The following is a 14,814-nucleotide window of genomic DNA, read 5'->3' on the forward strand; positions in this document are numbered from 1 at the left end:
TCGCGTATCAACCTTCCGCGATATTTCAGTGGCCTCTTTGCAGGGGTGAAAATTCCTAACTCAGCATCCTCTTGACGATACTGGCCTTTTCTCTCCTTGCTTTGCCGAGATGGTCTTGCAGAAAATCTGCTGCTTCCAGGTATGCACCCTCTTCAAGCAGCATGATGATATGCAAGTGGTCTTCGCACTCGTGTTGCGGGGCAACTCGGGCAGAGTGAACGCTGTATTCGAGTAAACGGCGCAAGCGGTTGGCTTTCTGAAGGCCCTCCAGCAGGAAAGCGTTTCCAGAGAAGCCCACGATGGCTTCATGGAACTCCACACCAGTATTGAACATCCGACTCGCGGAACAGCTATCTGCGGATTCGAGCAACGCCTGCTGCTTCTGCTTCAGGGTGGTCAGTACCTGTTTGTCAGGGGAGTACGTTGGTTCACGTAATGCGGCGGGTTCAATCAAGGCTCGAAATCGATAGCACTGTTCGTACGAAAGTGAAGATGTGAGGAAGCTGCCGAATTCCCAGCCATAGCCGAGCAAGCGCTGAAGCCAGCCTTCCTTCTCCATCTCGATGAGAGCCTGCTGTACGGTTGCGCGACTTTCCTCGTACTGCCTGACGATATCGGACTCCGTGAAGTGGCCCGGCAGTTCGTGATGGAGATAATCCCGAGCCAGTTTGTAGCACAACGGATGAAGATCGACACCTTGGGAGGAGGGCGCATCCTGAAGCTGCTCACGTATGCTGTCCATGTCCCGCAGGAAAAAGCCACGATTTGGGCGGCGCTCCAGTACCCCCTGTTCTTCAAGCAGCTTGAATGCGGACCTGGTGAGTGTCCGAGACACTTTGAGCCTGTCGGAAAAGTGAATTTCCCTGAGATGATCTCCAGTGGTCAACCCTTCCTGAACTACCAGGGAGCAGATATTTTTCGCCAACACCTCGGAAGAGCTGGTTTTTTTATTATTCGGACTGCTGATTGTCGTTTCCATGTCCATAAAAGGGAGGGCTCGATACTTATCGTTTCTGGATTTTTTGATTTTATTGCCTGGCCCTCTAGAGGGCAAACACGGTGGGCTCTTGCCCACATCGTCATTCAGTGACTCCTGAGTCCACATGGAAGGCGGGCCTTCCAGGGCCCGCCCATAGATTCAGATCGCCTTGACTCGGTGTTGACTGAGACGTCGCCAGATCTTGACCACATAGGGGGACAATACAACGACGGCGACTGCACAGGCCAATATCAGCGAGATGGGACGTTCCACGAACACCATGAGACTGCCATCCGATGCAATCAGTGATTGCAATAGGGTATTTTCCGCCATGGAGCCCAGCACCAATGCGAGTACCGTGGCGGCAGGGGAGTATCCGTACAACTTCATACCAAAGCCGAGTAGTCCACCAGCCACGAGCATCCATGTCTCGATGATGCTGGAATGCAGGGCGTAGCTACCCACCACACACAATACGATGATGATGGGGATCACCAATCGATAGGGAATATCAAGAAACTTGACGAACAATGGAATCGCCGCGATACAGAGGAAAATCAGCACCATATTACCCAGATACATGCTGGCGATCAGGCCCCACACAAACTCAGGGTCGTTGACGATCATCATCGGCCCGGGGCGCAGGCCCCACATCATGAAGGCACCAAGGAGTACCGCCGTAGCTCCGGATCCGGGAATACCCAGTGACAGCAGTGGAACCATTGATCCAGCAGAAGCCGCATTATTGGCACACTCCGGGGCGACGAGCCCACGCATCTCGCCACGCCCGAACTTTTCGGGATCCCTGGCGATCTTCTTCTCGATCGAGTAGCCCATGATCGAGCCGAGGGTGCCCCCGGAGCCAGGTAGCAAGCCGGCCAGGAAGCCGATCACCGAACCTCGGAAGAAAGTGAACCTGGATTCGGAGAAATCCTTGCGCGTCGGCCAGAAGTTCTCACTGCGAAAGGACAGACGAAGTTTCTTGACTTCAATCCTGTGCTGGCCGGTATAGATGCAATACAGCAGTTCACCGATGCCGAAGAGGCCGATGGCCACAGGCACAAAGTAGATACCACCGATCAATTCGGAGGACCCGAAGGTGAAGCGCTGAGCACCGCTTATGACATCGACACCAACCATGGCGATCGCGAATCCGATCAAGGCTGATACGATGCCATTGATCTTGTTGTCTCCCATAACGGTAGCCAACAGCAGCAACCCGAATAGAATGATCAGGAAGTATTCGGAGGGGCCAAAAGAGGCGGCCAGGCTAGACAAGTAGGGAATCAGAGCGCAGATCAGGATGACACCAGAAGTCCCTCCCACGAAGGATGCGACAGCTTGCATCACCAGGGCTGGTCCGGCGCGCCCCTGCTGAGCCAGGGGGTAACCATCCAGCGTTGAGGCAACTGTGGCTGACTCCCCAGGAGTGTTGATGAGAATGGAGGTGATGGTACCGCCATACATTGCCCCATAATAGATTCCCGCCAACATGATGATAGCGGTGGTTGGGTCAAGACCAAACGTCAAGGGAAGCAATATGGCGATACCTGCGGCCGGTCCGAAGCCGGGGAACAATCCGACGATCATTCCCACGAAGGCGCCGACAAACAGGAAAAGAAGGTTGATGGGGCTGACCGCAACCGATAGGCCCAGGCCCAGGTTGCTGAATATATCTGCGATCATTGATGAACTCTCCTGTACAGGCCTAGTAACCGAGGATGCCGTCGGGTAACCCCGCGCGGAGCCACACTTCGAAAAGCAGATAAATACCCAATGGAAACAGGGCGCTATAGAGGATGTTGAACCTGGTTTGGTGAGGGTTGAACTTCCATAGCAGTATCAGCATGAAGAGCACCATGGATACGATGGCACCAAGAGGTTTCAGGAAGCCAATGAACAGTATCAGCAGAGCAACGGCCCACAGCACATCCCTGGGATATTTCTCATTCGGTACTTCATCCGCCGCCTCCAGGGATTTGCCTTGGGTCTCACTGCTGCCCTTTAGCTGGGAGGGTTCCACTCCCATAGCTGACTGATGCTGGCCAAGAGCTTTTTCTTTACGATCTCTATTATCCTTGTAAATGTTTATCGCCGTAAAAATAACCAACCCCGCACCCACGAAAACAGGAAAGAATCCTGGGCCAGGGCGGCCCGTAGGTGTGAGTATTGTCAATGTCTGTAGTCCATATATTAAATATAATAAGGACAGTAGGAATAGGGTCAGTGAAAACCAGATTCGCATAGGTGAGCCCCGGGTGTTATATAGGCAAGGGTTCTCCCCTTGCCTATATTGTTTACTTGATTGCCCCGATGTCTTTCAGGGTTTCTTCAAACTGAGAGTTGGTTCTTTCCAGATAAGCTTCGAAATCATCACCCCAGATAGTGTTTCCAGACATGCTGTTGGTCTTCAGGTAGTCTTCCCACTCGGGTGTTTCAACCACTTTCTGAAGAGTAGCGACCCACCAATCCTGAATCTCTGTGTTGACTCCGCCGGGCAGGACGACACCGCGGGGCAAGGAGAAGGAAAGGTCGTAACCTTGTTCCATGAAGGTCGGGATGTCCGGGTAGATATCACTACGCTCGGGTTCTGAATAGGCGAGGGCCTTGAAGTTGCCAGCATCAAGCTGCCCGGAAACCTCGGAAGGATTCGAAATGATGGCATCGACACTACCGGACGTCAGGGAGGTAACGACCTGGCCTCCATCCTGGGAGGGGACATATTCGAAGGTAATATCCGCGGCATCCATCAGCAGGCCTGCCACGACACGGTCGGGACCAGCGGCACCGATGCCACCCACCGTCAAGCGACGGGATTTCGCTGCATCGACGAAGTCATCCATTGACTCGAATTCGGAATCCTTCGGGACAACCAGGAACATGGCATCATTAGCCAACAATCCAATCGGCGTAAAGTCTGAGTAGTTCCAATCTGTATTGGAAATCAATGGAGTGGAAATGAAGTTTCCACTGGTTGATGTGGCAAAATAAGGGTTGCCTTCCTGGTTCTTGACGAAACTGAAGCCTACGGCACCGCTTCCGCCTTCGCGATTTTCCACGACGATATTTTCATCACCGTAAAGGTCGTACTTGTTGATGATCTCAACAACGGTGCGAGACATCAGGTCATTGCCACCACCGGGGCCAAAGGCGATGATGTAATTCAGTGTATCTTCTGGATAGGCGTTTGCGTCGCTATCTTGCTGGTTGGCAGTAGCATAGGTGGCAAAAGACAGCGCAGCGACGGCAGCAACTGGAGTGATCATGTTGAACTTTTTCATAATAGTTCTTCCTTTATGTTGTCTTTATGGTATTGCAGAGCTTGGAGAGTCGTGCTCTTTAAGTTCTCGATCTCGTACTACACACCTCCTGTATTACGCCTTTATTGGATATTTATCTCTGAGCTCTTTCACTTCATCTGAAGTCAGAGATTTGTATCGGTGGTGATATACCGACAAGAATAACTTCGCCGTGGCCTCAAGCTCTTCTGTCGCATCGACGGCGGCACTCAGTGAGCTACCGGCAACGACTGGCCCGTGGTGGGCCAACAACATCGCATGATGCTTGCCTGAAAATCGTCTTACCGTCTCCGCTAATGCCTTGTCCCCCGGAGCGAAATATGGGACGAGAGGCAGCTTGCCGACGCGCATGGCGTAATAGGCCGTCAGTGGTGGAATAAGGTCGTGTTCATCAAGATCTTCGATCAGAGAAAGGGCGACGGAACAGCTCGAGTGCAGATGCACTATTGCATTGCTGGAGGGCCTTTCTTCATAGACCGCAAGGTGCAGTGGTGCCTCCTTCGAGGGAGCATTGCCTGAGAGCAGGTTTCCTTCCCAGTCGAGCTTCGAGATCTGTTCGGGCTCCAGTGTGCCCATGGACGAGCCCGTGGGTGTCACGAGCCAGCCATCGCTGAGCTTGAGGCTGATATTTCCAGTACTGCCATGCGTCAGTCCTCGATCGAAAATCGATTTGGCGATGGTAGCGATCTCTTTTCTTGCCTGGCCCTCATTCATGACGGTACTCAATAGCCGTGGTGAAAAAGTCCTCGTCTCCGAAGTTTCCGGACTTCAAGGCAAGGGATAGCTGCGGACCGGTCGTCGATACTGTCCAGGGAACACCTGTGGCTATCTCGGGACCGATTCTCAGCGCTTCTACCCCTAGCGCCTGCAGGACGGCCCCAGAGGTTTCCCCGCCAGCGATCACGTATTTATCTATGCCGTGTGCCTTGACTGCTTCGGCGATTCGAGCCAGCGCTGACTCGACGATTTCACCGGCAACCTCCTTACCCAGAATGCGCTGAGCTTCTGTCACGGATTCGGGATCCGCACTGGCATAAACAAGAGCAGACTGTGTCGAGAGCTTGTCGATTGCCCAGGCAATGGCATCCTTGATCTGAGCATCACTTTTCGCCAGCGCTAGTGGGTCGAGCCGATAGCCAGGCTTGCTCCGAAGCCAGTGTGCGACTTGCTTGTTGGTCATGGCTGAGCAACTGCCTGCCAATACAAGGGCGTTACCTTGACTCAAGGAGATCCTGCTCGACTCTTCGGGCGTCTCGAGTTTTCCTCTCTTGACGAAGTTCAATGGCAAACCCTGAGCCACGCCGGATGCCCCGGTGATGAGCTTCAGGTCGGCCGCCGCATCGCCAATGATGTACAGCTGCTTGTCCGTAATCGCATCTACGACGGCGTAGCCATCGGCATCCTGAGACAATGATGAGAACAGGTCCTTCAAGCGACTGGCTCCCTTGTCCACCATCTCGTGACTGCAGAGATAGACGCCTCGATCTGTTTGCCTCTCCAGTACGCGCACGAGGTTGGCGTCCCTCATCGGAGTAAGGGGGTGATCTCGCATACTGGAATCGCTGAGCAGAGAATCGCCGACGAAAAGGTGTCCCTTGAACACCGTTCGCTGGTTTCCGGGAAATGCCGGGCAGACAATGGTGAACCTGGTATCGAGTTCATCCATCAGAGCATCTGCGACTGGACCGATATTGCCTGCGTCGGTGGAGTCGAAGGTCGAACAGTACTTGAAGAAGAATTGCTCGCAACCGGCGTCACGAAGGAATTCAAGTGCCTTCAATGATTCCTCTATTGCCAGGGCCTGACTGCAGGTCCTTGTCTTGAGGGCTACAACTATGGCATCCGCGTCGACCGGTGTAGAGGGGACCCCAAGACACTGTATGGTGCGCATCCCACCTTTAACCAAGGTGCTTGCGAGATCGGTTCCTCCAGTGAAGTCGTCTGCGATACAACCCAATAAAGGCTTCTTCATCGTATTCTCCGTTCCACTAGCGCTATCCCGTACATTCACGAGTCGCCGGGTTAGCGCTTGGCTTCCAGCTGCTTTGCAACCTCTTCGGCAAACTCCTTGCAGCCCATGGTTCCCCCAAGATCCGCTGTACGCGTCTCCGGGTTTTCCAACACCGAGTCGACAGCATTGGTCATGGCTTCAGCAGCTTCGAGAAGCTTGTCGTCATGATGCTTCTCACCCAGCCAATGGATCAGCATGGCAACGGACAGAATCATTGAGGTTGGGTTGGCCTTGTTCTGGCCCTGAAGGTCGGGAGCTGAACCATGTTGTGCCTGAGCACAGCAGGCAACATCACTTGCCATCATCGAGCCGGCCAGGCCGAGGCTACCGCTCAACTCACTGGCCAGATCGCTGATGATGTCTCCATAAAAGTTGGTGGCGACGATTACGTCGAACTGCTCGGGGTTCCTCACCAGGTGAGCAGTAGATGCATCGATCAGCAGGTCGTCGACCGCCACCTCGGGAAATTCCCTGGCGACATCATTCACGGCCTCCAGGAAAAGCCCGTCGGTCATATGGAAGCTATTGGCCTTATGGATTGCCGTGACTTTCTTGCGGCGCTGCATGGCGAGCTCGAACGCTCTACGGGCAATTCGTTCACTGCAATGGCGAGTAATCTTGCGTGTTGATAGCGCCATGTCTGGAGATGTCATTACCTCTCCCCAGCCTTTGGTCATGTTCCGGTCGGGATAGAACCCTTCAGTCGCCTCGCGCATTATTACCAAGTCCATGCTCTTGCCAGGTTTCATGTTTGACTCGAGGAAATAACGTGTGCGTGCAGGCCTTACATTGGCATACAGGTCCAGGCCGATGCGGAACCCAGCGGAGACATTTCGGCCTCCATTTTCAGGAGATGGATAATCGGCATGCGACTGAGTTCCCAGGATTATGCCATCGTATTTTCTAGCTTTTTCCAGGACATCTTCACGTAAAGTGGTGCCATACTTCTCCAAGCTTGAGAAGCCAACCTCATCATATTCGTACTCCAACCCCAGAGATAACAGGTTGTTTGCTTTTTCCAGAACGCTGATCGAGGCGGCGACGATTTCAGGACCAATCCCGTCGCAAGGTAGAACTAGAAGCTTCATGTAAATTGTCCTTTGCCAGATATTGATATGTGAAACCTGCCATCATCCGCGCTTTCCATCACGGTCGATGGTGATTACTCATAAATTGTATTTTTCGTTAAACAAGTACAAATTATGCTCACAATGGTGTGATGTCAATGCAAGGACTGCTCTGGAAACGCGTTATTTTGTTATTCTTTAGTCGTATCTCTGTTGCCGAAACGCGCTGATAGGACAGTCTCTGATTACGATTTCTAAAGATAAATCGGATAGATAAATGGGCTGACTACGGCTCTATCGAATGTATACGATGGGGGGGATGAGAGAGGGTGATGTGAGGACGGAGTGCCATTGGCACCAGAGGATCATGTCTGTGGCCTGGTTCTGGATCAGGGAAAGGAAAGTCCATTAACGTTGAGGATGTAAAGGACCCCTGAGTCAAGATAGGTTGTGATATTGGAAAAGGGGGGGGGATAGCATCCATGCTCATGGATGCTGTGAAAGAATCTCTGTTGGATGCTTTTTTACCTTTGATACCTTTGCGATACTTTAAGTTTCTTCGGCTAAAGGTATCGAAGGGGGAAGTGAGCTTCCTGCTGTTGGTTCATTCTTGAGAAAAATGTTTCTTCAAGAGTGATACGGCACCTTCAGGGCTGGAAAGCACCATCTTGTTGGTCTTTTTTTCGACGGTATCCTTGGCGCAGGAAGTTGAAAAGTGTGCCAGCATATAGGCATCGCATGCAGGCATATTGGCCACGGCTTCTGCCACAAGCTGATTATGTGCTTCGACATTTCCTTCCGCCAATGCCTGTCGGCCATCTTCCACCAGTACAGTCTCAAGTGTGGCCTCCGGGATTCCCAGTTCATGCTTCATCATCTCGAACTCATCAACCATGCCCTTCACGGCAGGCTTGAAGGTGGCCACCATACCGATCTTGCGACCCTGCTCTAGCGCTAGTCTGAACATACCCTCATTGGGTTTCAGTATCGGTATGTGCTGCGCATTGGCGACTTTATCGATGGCATCACCGAAGGCCGAGCAGGTGAAGAGGATGCCATCCGCTCGGCACTTCATGGCGTAATGTGCAAGTGCTGCAATTCTCTTTTCGAAGAAGATCTCGTCATCATGAATGCGGTTTCTGTCTTTGGACAGGGAGTCGTCCAGTAGATTCATCAGCTCCGCATCCGGCCAGCTTTCAGAAAAGGCATGATGAATAGGTTCGATGGCAAGGGGGGTTGCGTGAACCAGCGCGATCTTTTTCATCGGAACCTCATGGCATATTTTCTATGTATGGGGGTAGGAGCTCGCAAGCGAAAACCTTCTTGATCCGTGTATTGCCGCTGATGCAGTGTACTGCTCTGACGTGGTCGCTGGAGATTGTCATGCTCCGAATAGGCGACCTGCAGCATACAATTGGTGGCATGGGACATGCAGATCAAAAGTCGACAGTAGTGATGTTTATTGTATATTTAATGTCAAACATACATTTCGGAGCCTACCTTAGCGCCTGTGCATGTGCAAGAAGGTGCTGCACGTACTGGTTGAGCTTGAAACATCATGACGCAGGCCCAGTGGGCGTTTCACTTGGGGAAACGCCCACTGTAGTTCGATGGAGTTACGTTGCGTCGCGTGTGGTGTGTAGTGCTGAGACTACGGTTGGGTTTCCTGCTCACCAAACATGCCTTCGAACAAGGCTGTGCTCAGATAGCGTTCGGCGCTGTCCGGCAGAATGACCACGATGTTCTTCGAGCGGAATTCCGGTTGCTGGGAGAGGCGCACGGCAGCGACCACAGCGGCTCCGCAGGAGATACCGCCGAGGATGCCTTCTTCGCGCATCAGGCGGTGAGCCATCTCTATCGCATCTTCGTTTGATACCTGTTCGACACGATCGACCAGTGACAGATCAAGGTTGTCGGGAACGAAGCCTGCGCCGATGCCCTGGATCTTGTGCGGCGAGGGTTTCAGTTCTTCTCCGGCCATGGCCTGAGTGATGATCGGCGAGGCGGTGGGTTCCACGGCTACTGTGGTGATCGCCTTGCCCTGGGTGTGCTTGATGTAGCGCGAAACCCCTGTCAGCGTACCGCCAGTGCCGACACCCGAGACGAAGACTTCGACTTCACCGTCGGTGTCTTCCCAGATTTCCGGACCGGTGGTGGTTTCGTGGATCTTCGGGTTGGCCGGGTTGTTGAACTGCTGAGGAAGGAAATACTTGTCTGGGTCGGACTGGGCAAGAGCCTCGGCCTCGGCGATGGCACCGGGCATGCCCTTCGCGGGCTCGGTCAAGATCAACTGCGCTCCCAATGCCTTGAGCACCTTGCGCCGCTCCAGACTCATCGACGAGGGCATGGTCAACACCAACGGATAACCACGAGCTGCTGCCACATAGGCGAGGGCGATGCCGGTGTTGCCGCTGGTCGGTTCAATGATGGTCATGCCGGGCTTGAGTTTACCGCTCTGTTCGGCGTCCCAGATCATTGCCGCACCGATCCGACACTTCACCGAGTAGGCGGGGTTGCGCCCCTCTATCTTGGCCCAGATCGTGGCGCCGTTGTTGACACGGTTGAGGCGGACCAGCGGCGTGTTGCCGATGGAACGGGAGTTGTCATCGTGAATGCGCGCCATATCATGCTCCTTTCCGAAAACGGCTCGCCGCACATGCTCCAGGCAGAGGTGCGGGAGTACATAGGAATCCGGCGGTTATCATGCCTGAGTATGAGTGAGATATCCGCATTGAATCCTTGCCGGGTCGAAGGATAGAGAGTAACGGATATAGCCTGGCATACCACTCGAAAGTCGGCATGCCAGGCTTGGTGATTCAGGCTGGGATTTCGACCGGCCTGGTCGCGTGGCGACGCCGTTCCACCAGGCGCCGGACTCCGACGTAGAACAGTGGCGTCAGCAGCAGGCCAAACACAGTGACGCCGATCATGCCATAGAACACCGCAACCCCCATCGCCTGTCGCATCTCGCTGCCAGCGCCGGTAGCCAGCATCAGCGGTATTACCCCGGCGGAGAAGGCGACAGAGGTCATCAGGATCGGCCGCAGGCGCAACCGGCAAGCCGTGAGCACAGCCTGTACGCGGGACTCTCCTGCGTTCTGGCGCTCGCGAGCGAACTCGACCAGCAGGATGGCGTTCTTGCATGCCAGCGCCACCAGCACGATCAGGCCGATACGGGTGAAGATGTTGTTGTCGCCCTGGCTCAACCATACACCAGCCATCGCCGACAGCAGCGTCATGGGCACGATCAGGATGATCGAGAACGGCAGAGACCAACTTTCGTACTGTGCTGCCAACACCAGGAACACCAGCATTACCACCAGCGGGAAGATGTAGATCATGGTGTTGCCTGCCAACTCCTGCTGGTAGGTAACCTCTGTCCACTCATAGCCGATACCCTCGGGAAGCTGAGCGGCGAGAATTTCCTCGATGGCCTGTTTGGCCTGATCGCTGGAGACGCCCGGCGCCGGGGAGCCATTGATGTCGGCACTGACAAAGGTGTTGTAGTGCATGACTCGGTCAGGTCCCGTGGTTGGCATGATCGAGACAAAGCTGCCCAGCGGTATCATGCGCCCGTCACTACTGTTCACCTTGAGCTGGCGAATCGCTTCCGGATCGAGCCGCCAGTCCGCATCTGCCTGGGCGCGGACCTGGTAGGTGCGACCAAAACGGTTGATGTCATTGACATACAGCGAGCCAAGATAGATCTGCAGGGTATCGAACACGTTATCCAACGGTACACCCATCAACATCGCCTGTTCCCGGTCGACATCGATATCGAACTGGGGAACCTGGATGCGGAAGCTCGAATAGACACTCGCCAGACGCGGGTCCTGCTGGCCGGCATCCACCACCTTCTGCACGGCGCCGAACAAGCCCTCGAAGCCCAGGTTGGCACGGTCCTGAAGTTGCAGTTTGAAGCCACCGGTGGTGCCCAGCCCTAATATCGGCGGCGGTGGGAAGACCGCGACAAAGGCTTCGTCAATGGCGGAGAGGCGGCCATTGAGCTCCGCGGCAATGGCATCGGCGGAGAGCTCTGGAGATTGTCGGTCCTCGAAGTCATCCAGGGTAGTGAAGACGATACCGGAGTTCGAGGCATTGACGAAGCCATTCACCGATAGCCCGGGAAAGGCCACCGTGTGCTCCACGCCGGGCGTATCCAGAGCAATACGTTGCACTTCATCGATGACATCGCTGGTGCGATCGAGACTGGCAGCATCGGGAAGCTGTGCCATCGCTACCAGGTATTGCTTGTCCTGGGAAGGGATAAAGCCTCCCGGCACAGCATCGAAGACCTTGACGGTCAACAGCAGTAGCCCGAGATACACCACGCCGACGATCACGCCGAGGCGCAACAGGCGCTTGATCAGGCTGGTATAGCCGTGTGACATCGCGGAGAACATGCGGTTGAATGGTCTGAACAGCCATTTTCCAAACAGCGCGTTGATGATGCGAGTGAACCGATCAGGCGGCGCATCATGAGCCTTGAGCAACAGCGCTGACAATGCCGGCGACAGGGTCAGAGAGTTAAAGGCGGAGATCAGCGTCGAGATGGTGATGGTCAGCGCAAACTGCTGATAGAACTGGCCGCTCAACCCGCTGATGAAGGCAGTGGGAACGAATACCGCGGTCAGCACCAGTGCAATGGCAATGATCGGGCCGGTGACCTCGGACATTGCGATACGTGTCGCGTCGAACGGTGAGTGGCCGAGTTCGATATTGCGTTCGACGTTTTCCACCACCACGATCGCATCATCGACCACGATACCTATTGCCAGTACCAGACCGAATAGTGACAGGGTATTGATCGATACCCCCAATAACTGCATGACCGCGAAGGTGCCGATCAGCGACACCGGTACCGCGATCAGCGGAATCAGTGATGCACGCCAGGTCTGCAGGAAGATCACTACGACCACTACAACCAGCATGATGGCTTCCAGCAGGGTATGGACTACCGCTTCGATGGAGCCACGTACGAACACCGTGGGGTCATAGACGATGTCATAGCTGACGCCATCGGGGAACTGCTGTTGAGCCTCGGCCATATAGCTGCGCACAGCATCCGATAGCGCAATGGCGTTTGACCCCGGCCGCTGGAAGATCGGCATTGCCACGGCATCGAAGCCATCCAGTTGCGCACGCAGCGCGTACTGATCCGCGCCCAGTTCAACGCGTGCCACATCGCCCAGCCGAGTCACACGGCCGTTTGGGTCGACACGAATCACGATGTCACGGAACTCCTCCGGTGTCTCGAGGCGGCCCTTGACGTTCAACAGCTGCTGGAACTGGCTGTGGTCGGCACTCGGTTGCGCCCCGAGGCTACCCGCGGCCACCTGCTGGTTCTGGGAGCGGAGTGCACTGACGACATCCGCGGCACTCAAGCCACGAGCCGCTACGGCATCAGGGTCCAGCCATACACGCATCGCGTATTCGCCTGCACCAAACAACTGCACATCACCCACGCCGTCCAGACGAGCAATATCGTCCTGTAGGTTCAGGCGCGCGAAGTTGGACAACCACAACTGATCATAGCGCCCATCAGGTGAGGTCAGGTGGACGACCATGCTCAGATTGGGCGAGGATTTTTCCGTAGTGACCCCCAGCGCCTGAACCTCCTGTGGTAGACGCGGCGTGGCTCTGGCAACACGGTTCTGAACATTGACCTGAGCCTGGTCCAGGTCAGTACCAAGACCAAAGGTCACGGTCAGAGTCAGGTTGCCGTCTGCTGTGGCCTGGGAGTCGAGATACAGCATACCTTCGACCCCCGTAATCTCCTGCTCCAGCGGGGTTGCCACCGTCCGCGCGATGACATCGGGGTTGGCACCGGGGTAGGTGGCACGCACCACGACCGTGGGAGGCACCACTTCGGGGTACTCGGATACTGGCAGCTTGATCAGTGCAAGGCTGCCGGCAACCACGATCAGGATGGAAAGGACCGCGGCGAATACCGGTCTCCGTATGAAGAAGCCCGACAGATTCATGAACGTCCCCCATGGCTTGTCGCCGCAACCGCCTCATCCTGTGCCAGCGATGGAGCATCACGCAGTTGGGAAGCCAGGCGCTGGGTACGCTCTGCCAACTGGCTCAAGCTTTCACTGTCAGGTCCGGGCACTTCGCTGGCGTCAACGGTCATGCCGGGGCGTAGCTTGGCAGGCCCTGCCGCCACGACTTGCTCACCACCCTGAAGGCCGGAGGTGATTTCACGCCAGGCGCCAAAGCGGCTCCCCACGGTGACCGGGGAGTAGTTGACCAATCCATTGTCGTCGACAGTCAGCACGAAGCGGCTATCGAGATCGGTACCTACGGCGCGATCCGGCACCAACACACCGGGTTTCTGGCGTGCAGCGGCGATGCGAAGGCGCGCGAAAGCTCCGGGACGCAACGAAGCATGATCGGCCGAGAAGCGGGCGCGAACGCGCAGGGTTCCTGTGTCGGCATCAACGCGGTTGTCGATGAAGTCCAGGCGGCCATCGAAGGCAAAGTCATCCTGTCCGGCGAGTTGCAATTCCACTGGCCAACCGGTTGTCGCGCTGAGCTGTGCAAAATCACGGTTCCAGGTGCGTTCATCGATATCGAAATAGGCATCGACCGCTGAGGTGCTGACCAGAGTGGTCAAGATGCTCTCGCCGCTGGTCACCAGATTGCCTTCGGTCAACTGGGCATTGGAAATCTGTCCACTGATCGGCGCACGCAATCGAGAGTGGTCGAGGTCGAGTCTGGCGCTATCCAACTGTGCCTCAAGGGCCAAGAGTTGAGCGCCCAGCGCACGAGAATTGCTGTGCCGTGCCTCGGCTTCCTCCCGCGACATCAAATTACGACCGACCAGTTGCGAGGCGCGGTTGGCCTCGCCCTGAGCCTGAGCCAATTCGGCACGACCGCGTTCCAGTTGGGCCTCGAGCTCGCGGATATTGGCCTCGAAGGGAGCCGGATCAAGTACGACCAGCAGGTCTCCGGCGTCGACGCTGGCGCCCTCGGTGAACATGATCTCATCGATCTGGCCACTGACGCGGGGACGAACGGTAACGCGCTCGGGAGCCTCCAGGCGAGTGGTGTACTGATGCCAGGTGGCGATGGGCTGGCGCACGGCGTCGACCACTTCAATAACGGGAAGAGGGGCGTTGGAAGCCTGTGAGTCGTCCGCAGGGGCGCGCTGACACGCACTCAGCGCCATACCAAGCAGGGCGACGGTAGCGGCCAGTCCCCAGACTCGCCAGCGTTTGTGATGGGCTCGGCGTGATGGTGGCTGCGGTGATTGAGCTAATTGCGGTGATTGAGAAAAGGGCAATAACGATTCTGAGGGCTGCGAACTTGCCGCAGCCGCGATGATGTCTATGCTTGGCATGGCTGCAAAGGGTCCTGATGAAGGTTGCCTGCCAGTGTAAGAGTTAAAACAAGGTTGTATTAGACCAGTCGGTCGCACATTATTGTTGCTGAAATTGCACGCAAGCTGGCGGT

General features: G+C 55.4%; 11 protein-coding genes. All 11 read right to left on the reverse strand.

Features of this window, described 5'->3' with window-relative positions:
* Positions 1 to 55: 55 nt before the first annotated feature.
* The 11 genes from AR456_RS06545 to AR456_RS06595 all read right to left on the reverse strand — a co-directional run bounded on the left by AR456_RS06545 (position 56) and on the right by AR456_RS06595 (position 14,701).
* A complete protein-coding gene (locus AR456_RS06545) occupies positions 56 to 985 on the reverse strand; it encodes a GntR family transcriptional regulator (RefSeq protein WP_162148485.1) in 930 nt (309 codons plus the stop codon).
* A gap of 153 nt (positions 986 to 1,138) precedes the next feature.
* The gene (locus AR456_RS06550; protein ID WP_021820569.1) at positions 1,139 to 2,665 is read right to left on the reverse strand and encodes a tripartite tricarboxylate transporter permease; all 1,527 of its coding nucleotides are present in this window, start codon (positions 2,663 to 2,665) and stop codon (positions 1,139 to 1,141) included.
* A gap of 22 nt (positions 2,666 to 2,687) precedes the next feature.
* Entirely contained in the window at positions 2,688 to 3,224 is a 537-nt protein-coding gene (locus AR456_RS06555) for a tripartite tricarboxylate transporter TctB family protein (protein WP_081694710.1), read from the reverse strand.
* A 52-nt stretch (positions 3,225 to 3,276) separates the two neighbouring features.
* Positions 3,277 to 4,260 carry a Bug family tripartite tricarboxylate transporter substrate binding protein gene (locus tag AR456_RS06560; RefSeq protein WP_021820571.1) on the reverse strand — a complete coding sequence of 328 codons (984 nt, stop codon included), beginning with the start codon at positions 4,258 to 4,260 and terminating at the stop codon, positions 3,277 to 3,279.
* A 93-nt stretch (positions 4,261 to 4,353) separates the two neighbouring features.
* On the reverse strand, positions 4,354 to 4,992 hold the full coding sequence (gene otnC, locus AR456_RS06565; RefSeq protein WP_021820572.1) for a 3-oxo-tetronate 4-phosphate decarboxylase: 639 nt from the start codon (positions 4,990 to 4,992) through the stop codon (positions 4,354 to 4,356).
* Entirely contained in the window at positions 4,985 to 6,250 is a 1,266-nt protein-coding gene (gene otnK / locus AR456_RS06570) for a 3-oxo-tetronate kinase (protein ID WP_021820573.1), read from the reverse strand. Before otnK ends, otnC begins: the two co-directional genes overlap by 8 nt.
* 50 nt (positions 6,251 to 6,300) lie before the next feature.
* On the reverse strand, positions 6,301 to 7,377 hold the full coding sequence (locus AR456_RS06575; protein WP_021820574.1) for an isocitrate/isopropylmalate dehydrogenase family protein: 1,077 nt from the start codon (positions 7,375 to 7,377) through the stop codon (positions 6,301 to 6,303).
* Positions 7,378 to 7,960: 583 nt separating this feature from the next.
* Complete coding sequence (locus AR456_RS06580) at positions 7,961 to 8,620, reverse strand: aspartate/glutamate racemase family protein (RefSeq protein WP_021820575.1); 660 nt, start codon at positions 8,618 to 8,620, stop codon at positions 7,961 to 7,963.
* 387 nt (positions 8,621 to 9,007) lie between these two features.
* Positions 9,008 to 9,979, reverse strand: a complete 972-nt coding sequence (gene cysK / locus AR456_RS06585; protein WP_021820576.1) for a cysteine synthase A — start codon at positions 9,977 to 9,979, stop codon at positions 9,008 to 9,010.
* A gap of 193 nt (positions 9,980 to 10,172) precedes the next feature.
* Positions 10,173 to 13,340 carry an efflux RND transporter permease subunit gene (locus tag AR456_RS06590; RefSeq protein ID WP_021820577.1) on the reverse strand — a complete coding sequence of 1,056 codons (3,168 nt, stop codon included), beginning with the start codon at positions 13,338 to 13,340 and terminating at the stop codon, positions 10,173 to 10,175.
* Entirely contained in the window at positions 13,337 to 14,701 is a 1,365-nt protein-coding gene (locus AR456_RS06595) for an efflux RND transporter periplasmic adaptor subunit (RefSeq protein ID WP_162148486.1), read from the reverse strand. The genes AR456_RS06590 and AR456_RS06595 overlap by 4 nt, the downstream gene beginning before the upstream one ends.
* Between the last annotated feature and the right edge of the window lie 113 nt (positions 14,702 to 14,814).

It is taken from the genome of Halomonas huangheensis (assembly GCF_001431725.1).
GTDB classification, from domain to species: Bacteria; Pseudomonadota; Gammaproteobacteria; order Pseudomonadales; family Halomonadaceae; genus Halomonas; species Halomonas huangheensis.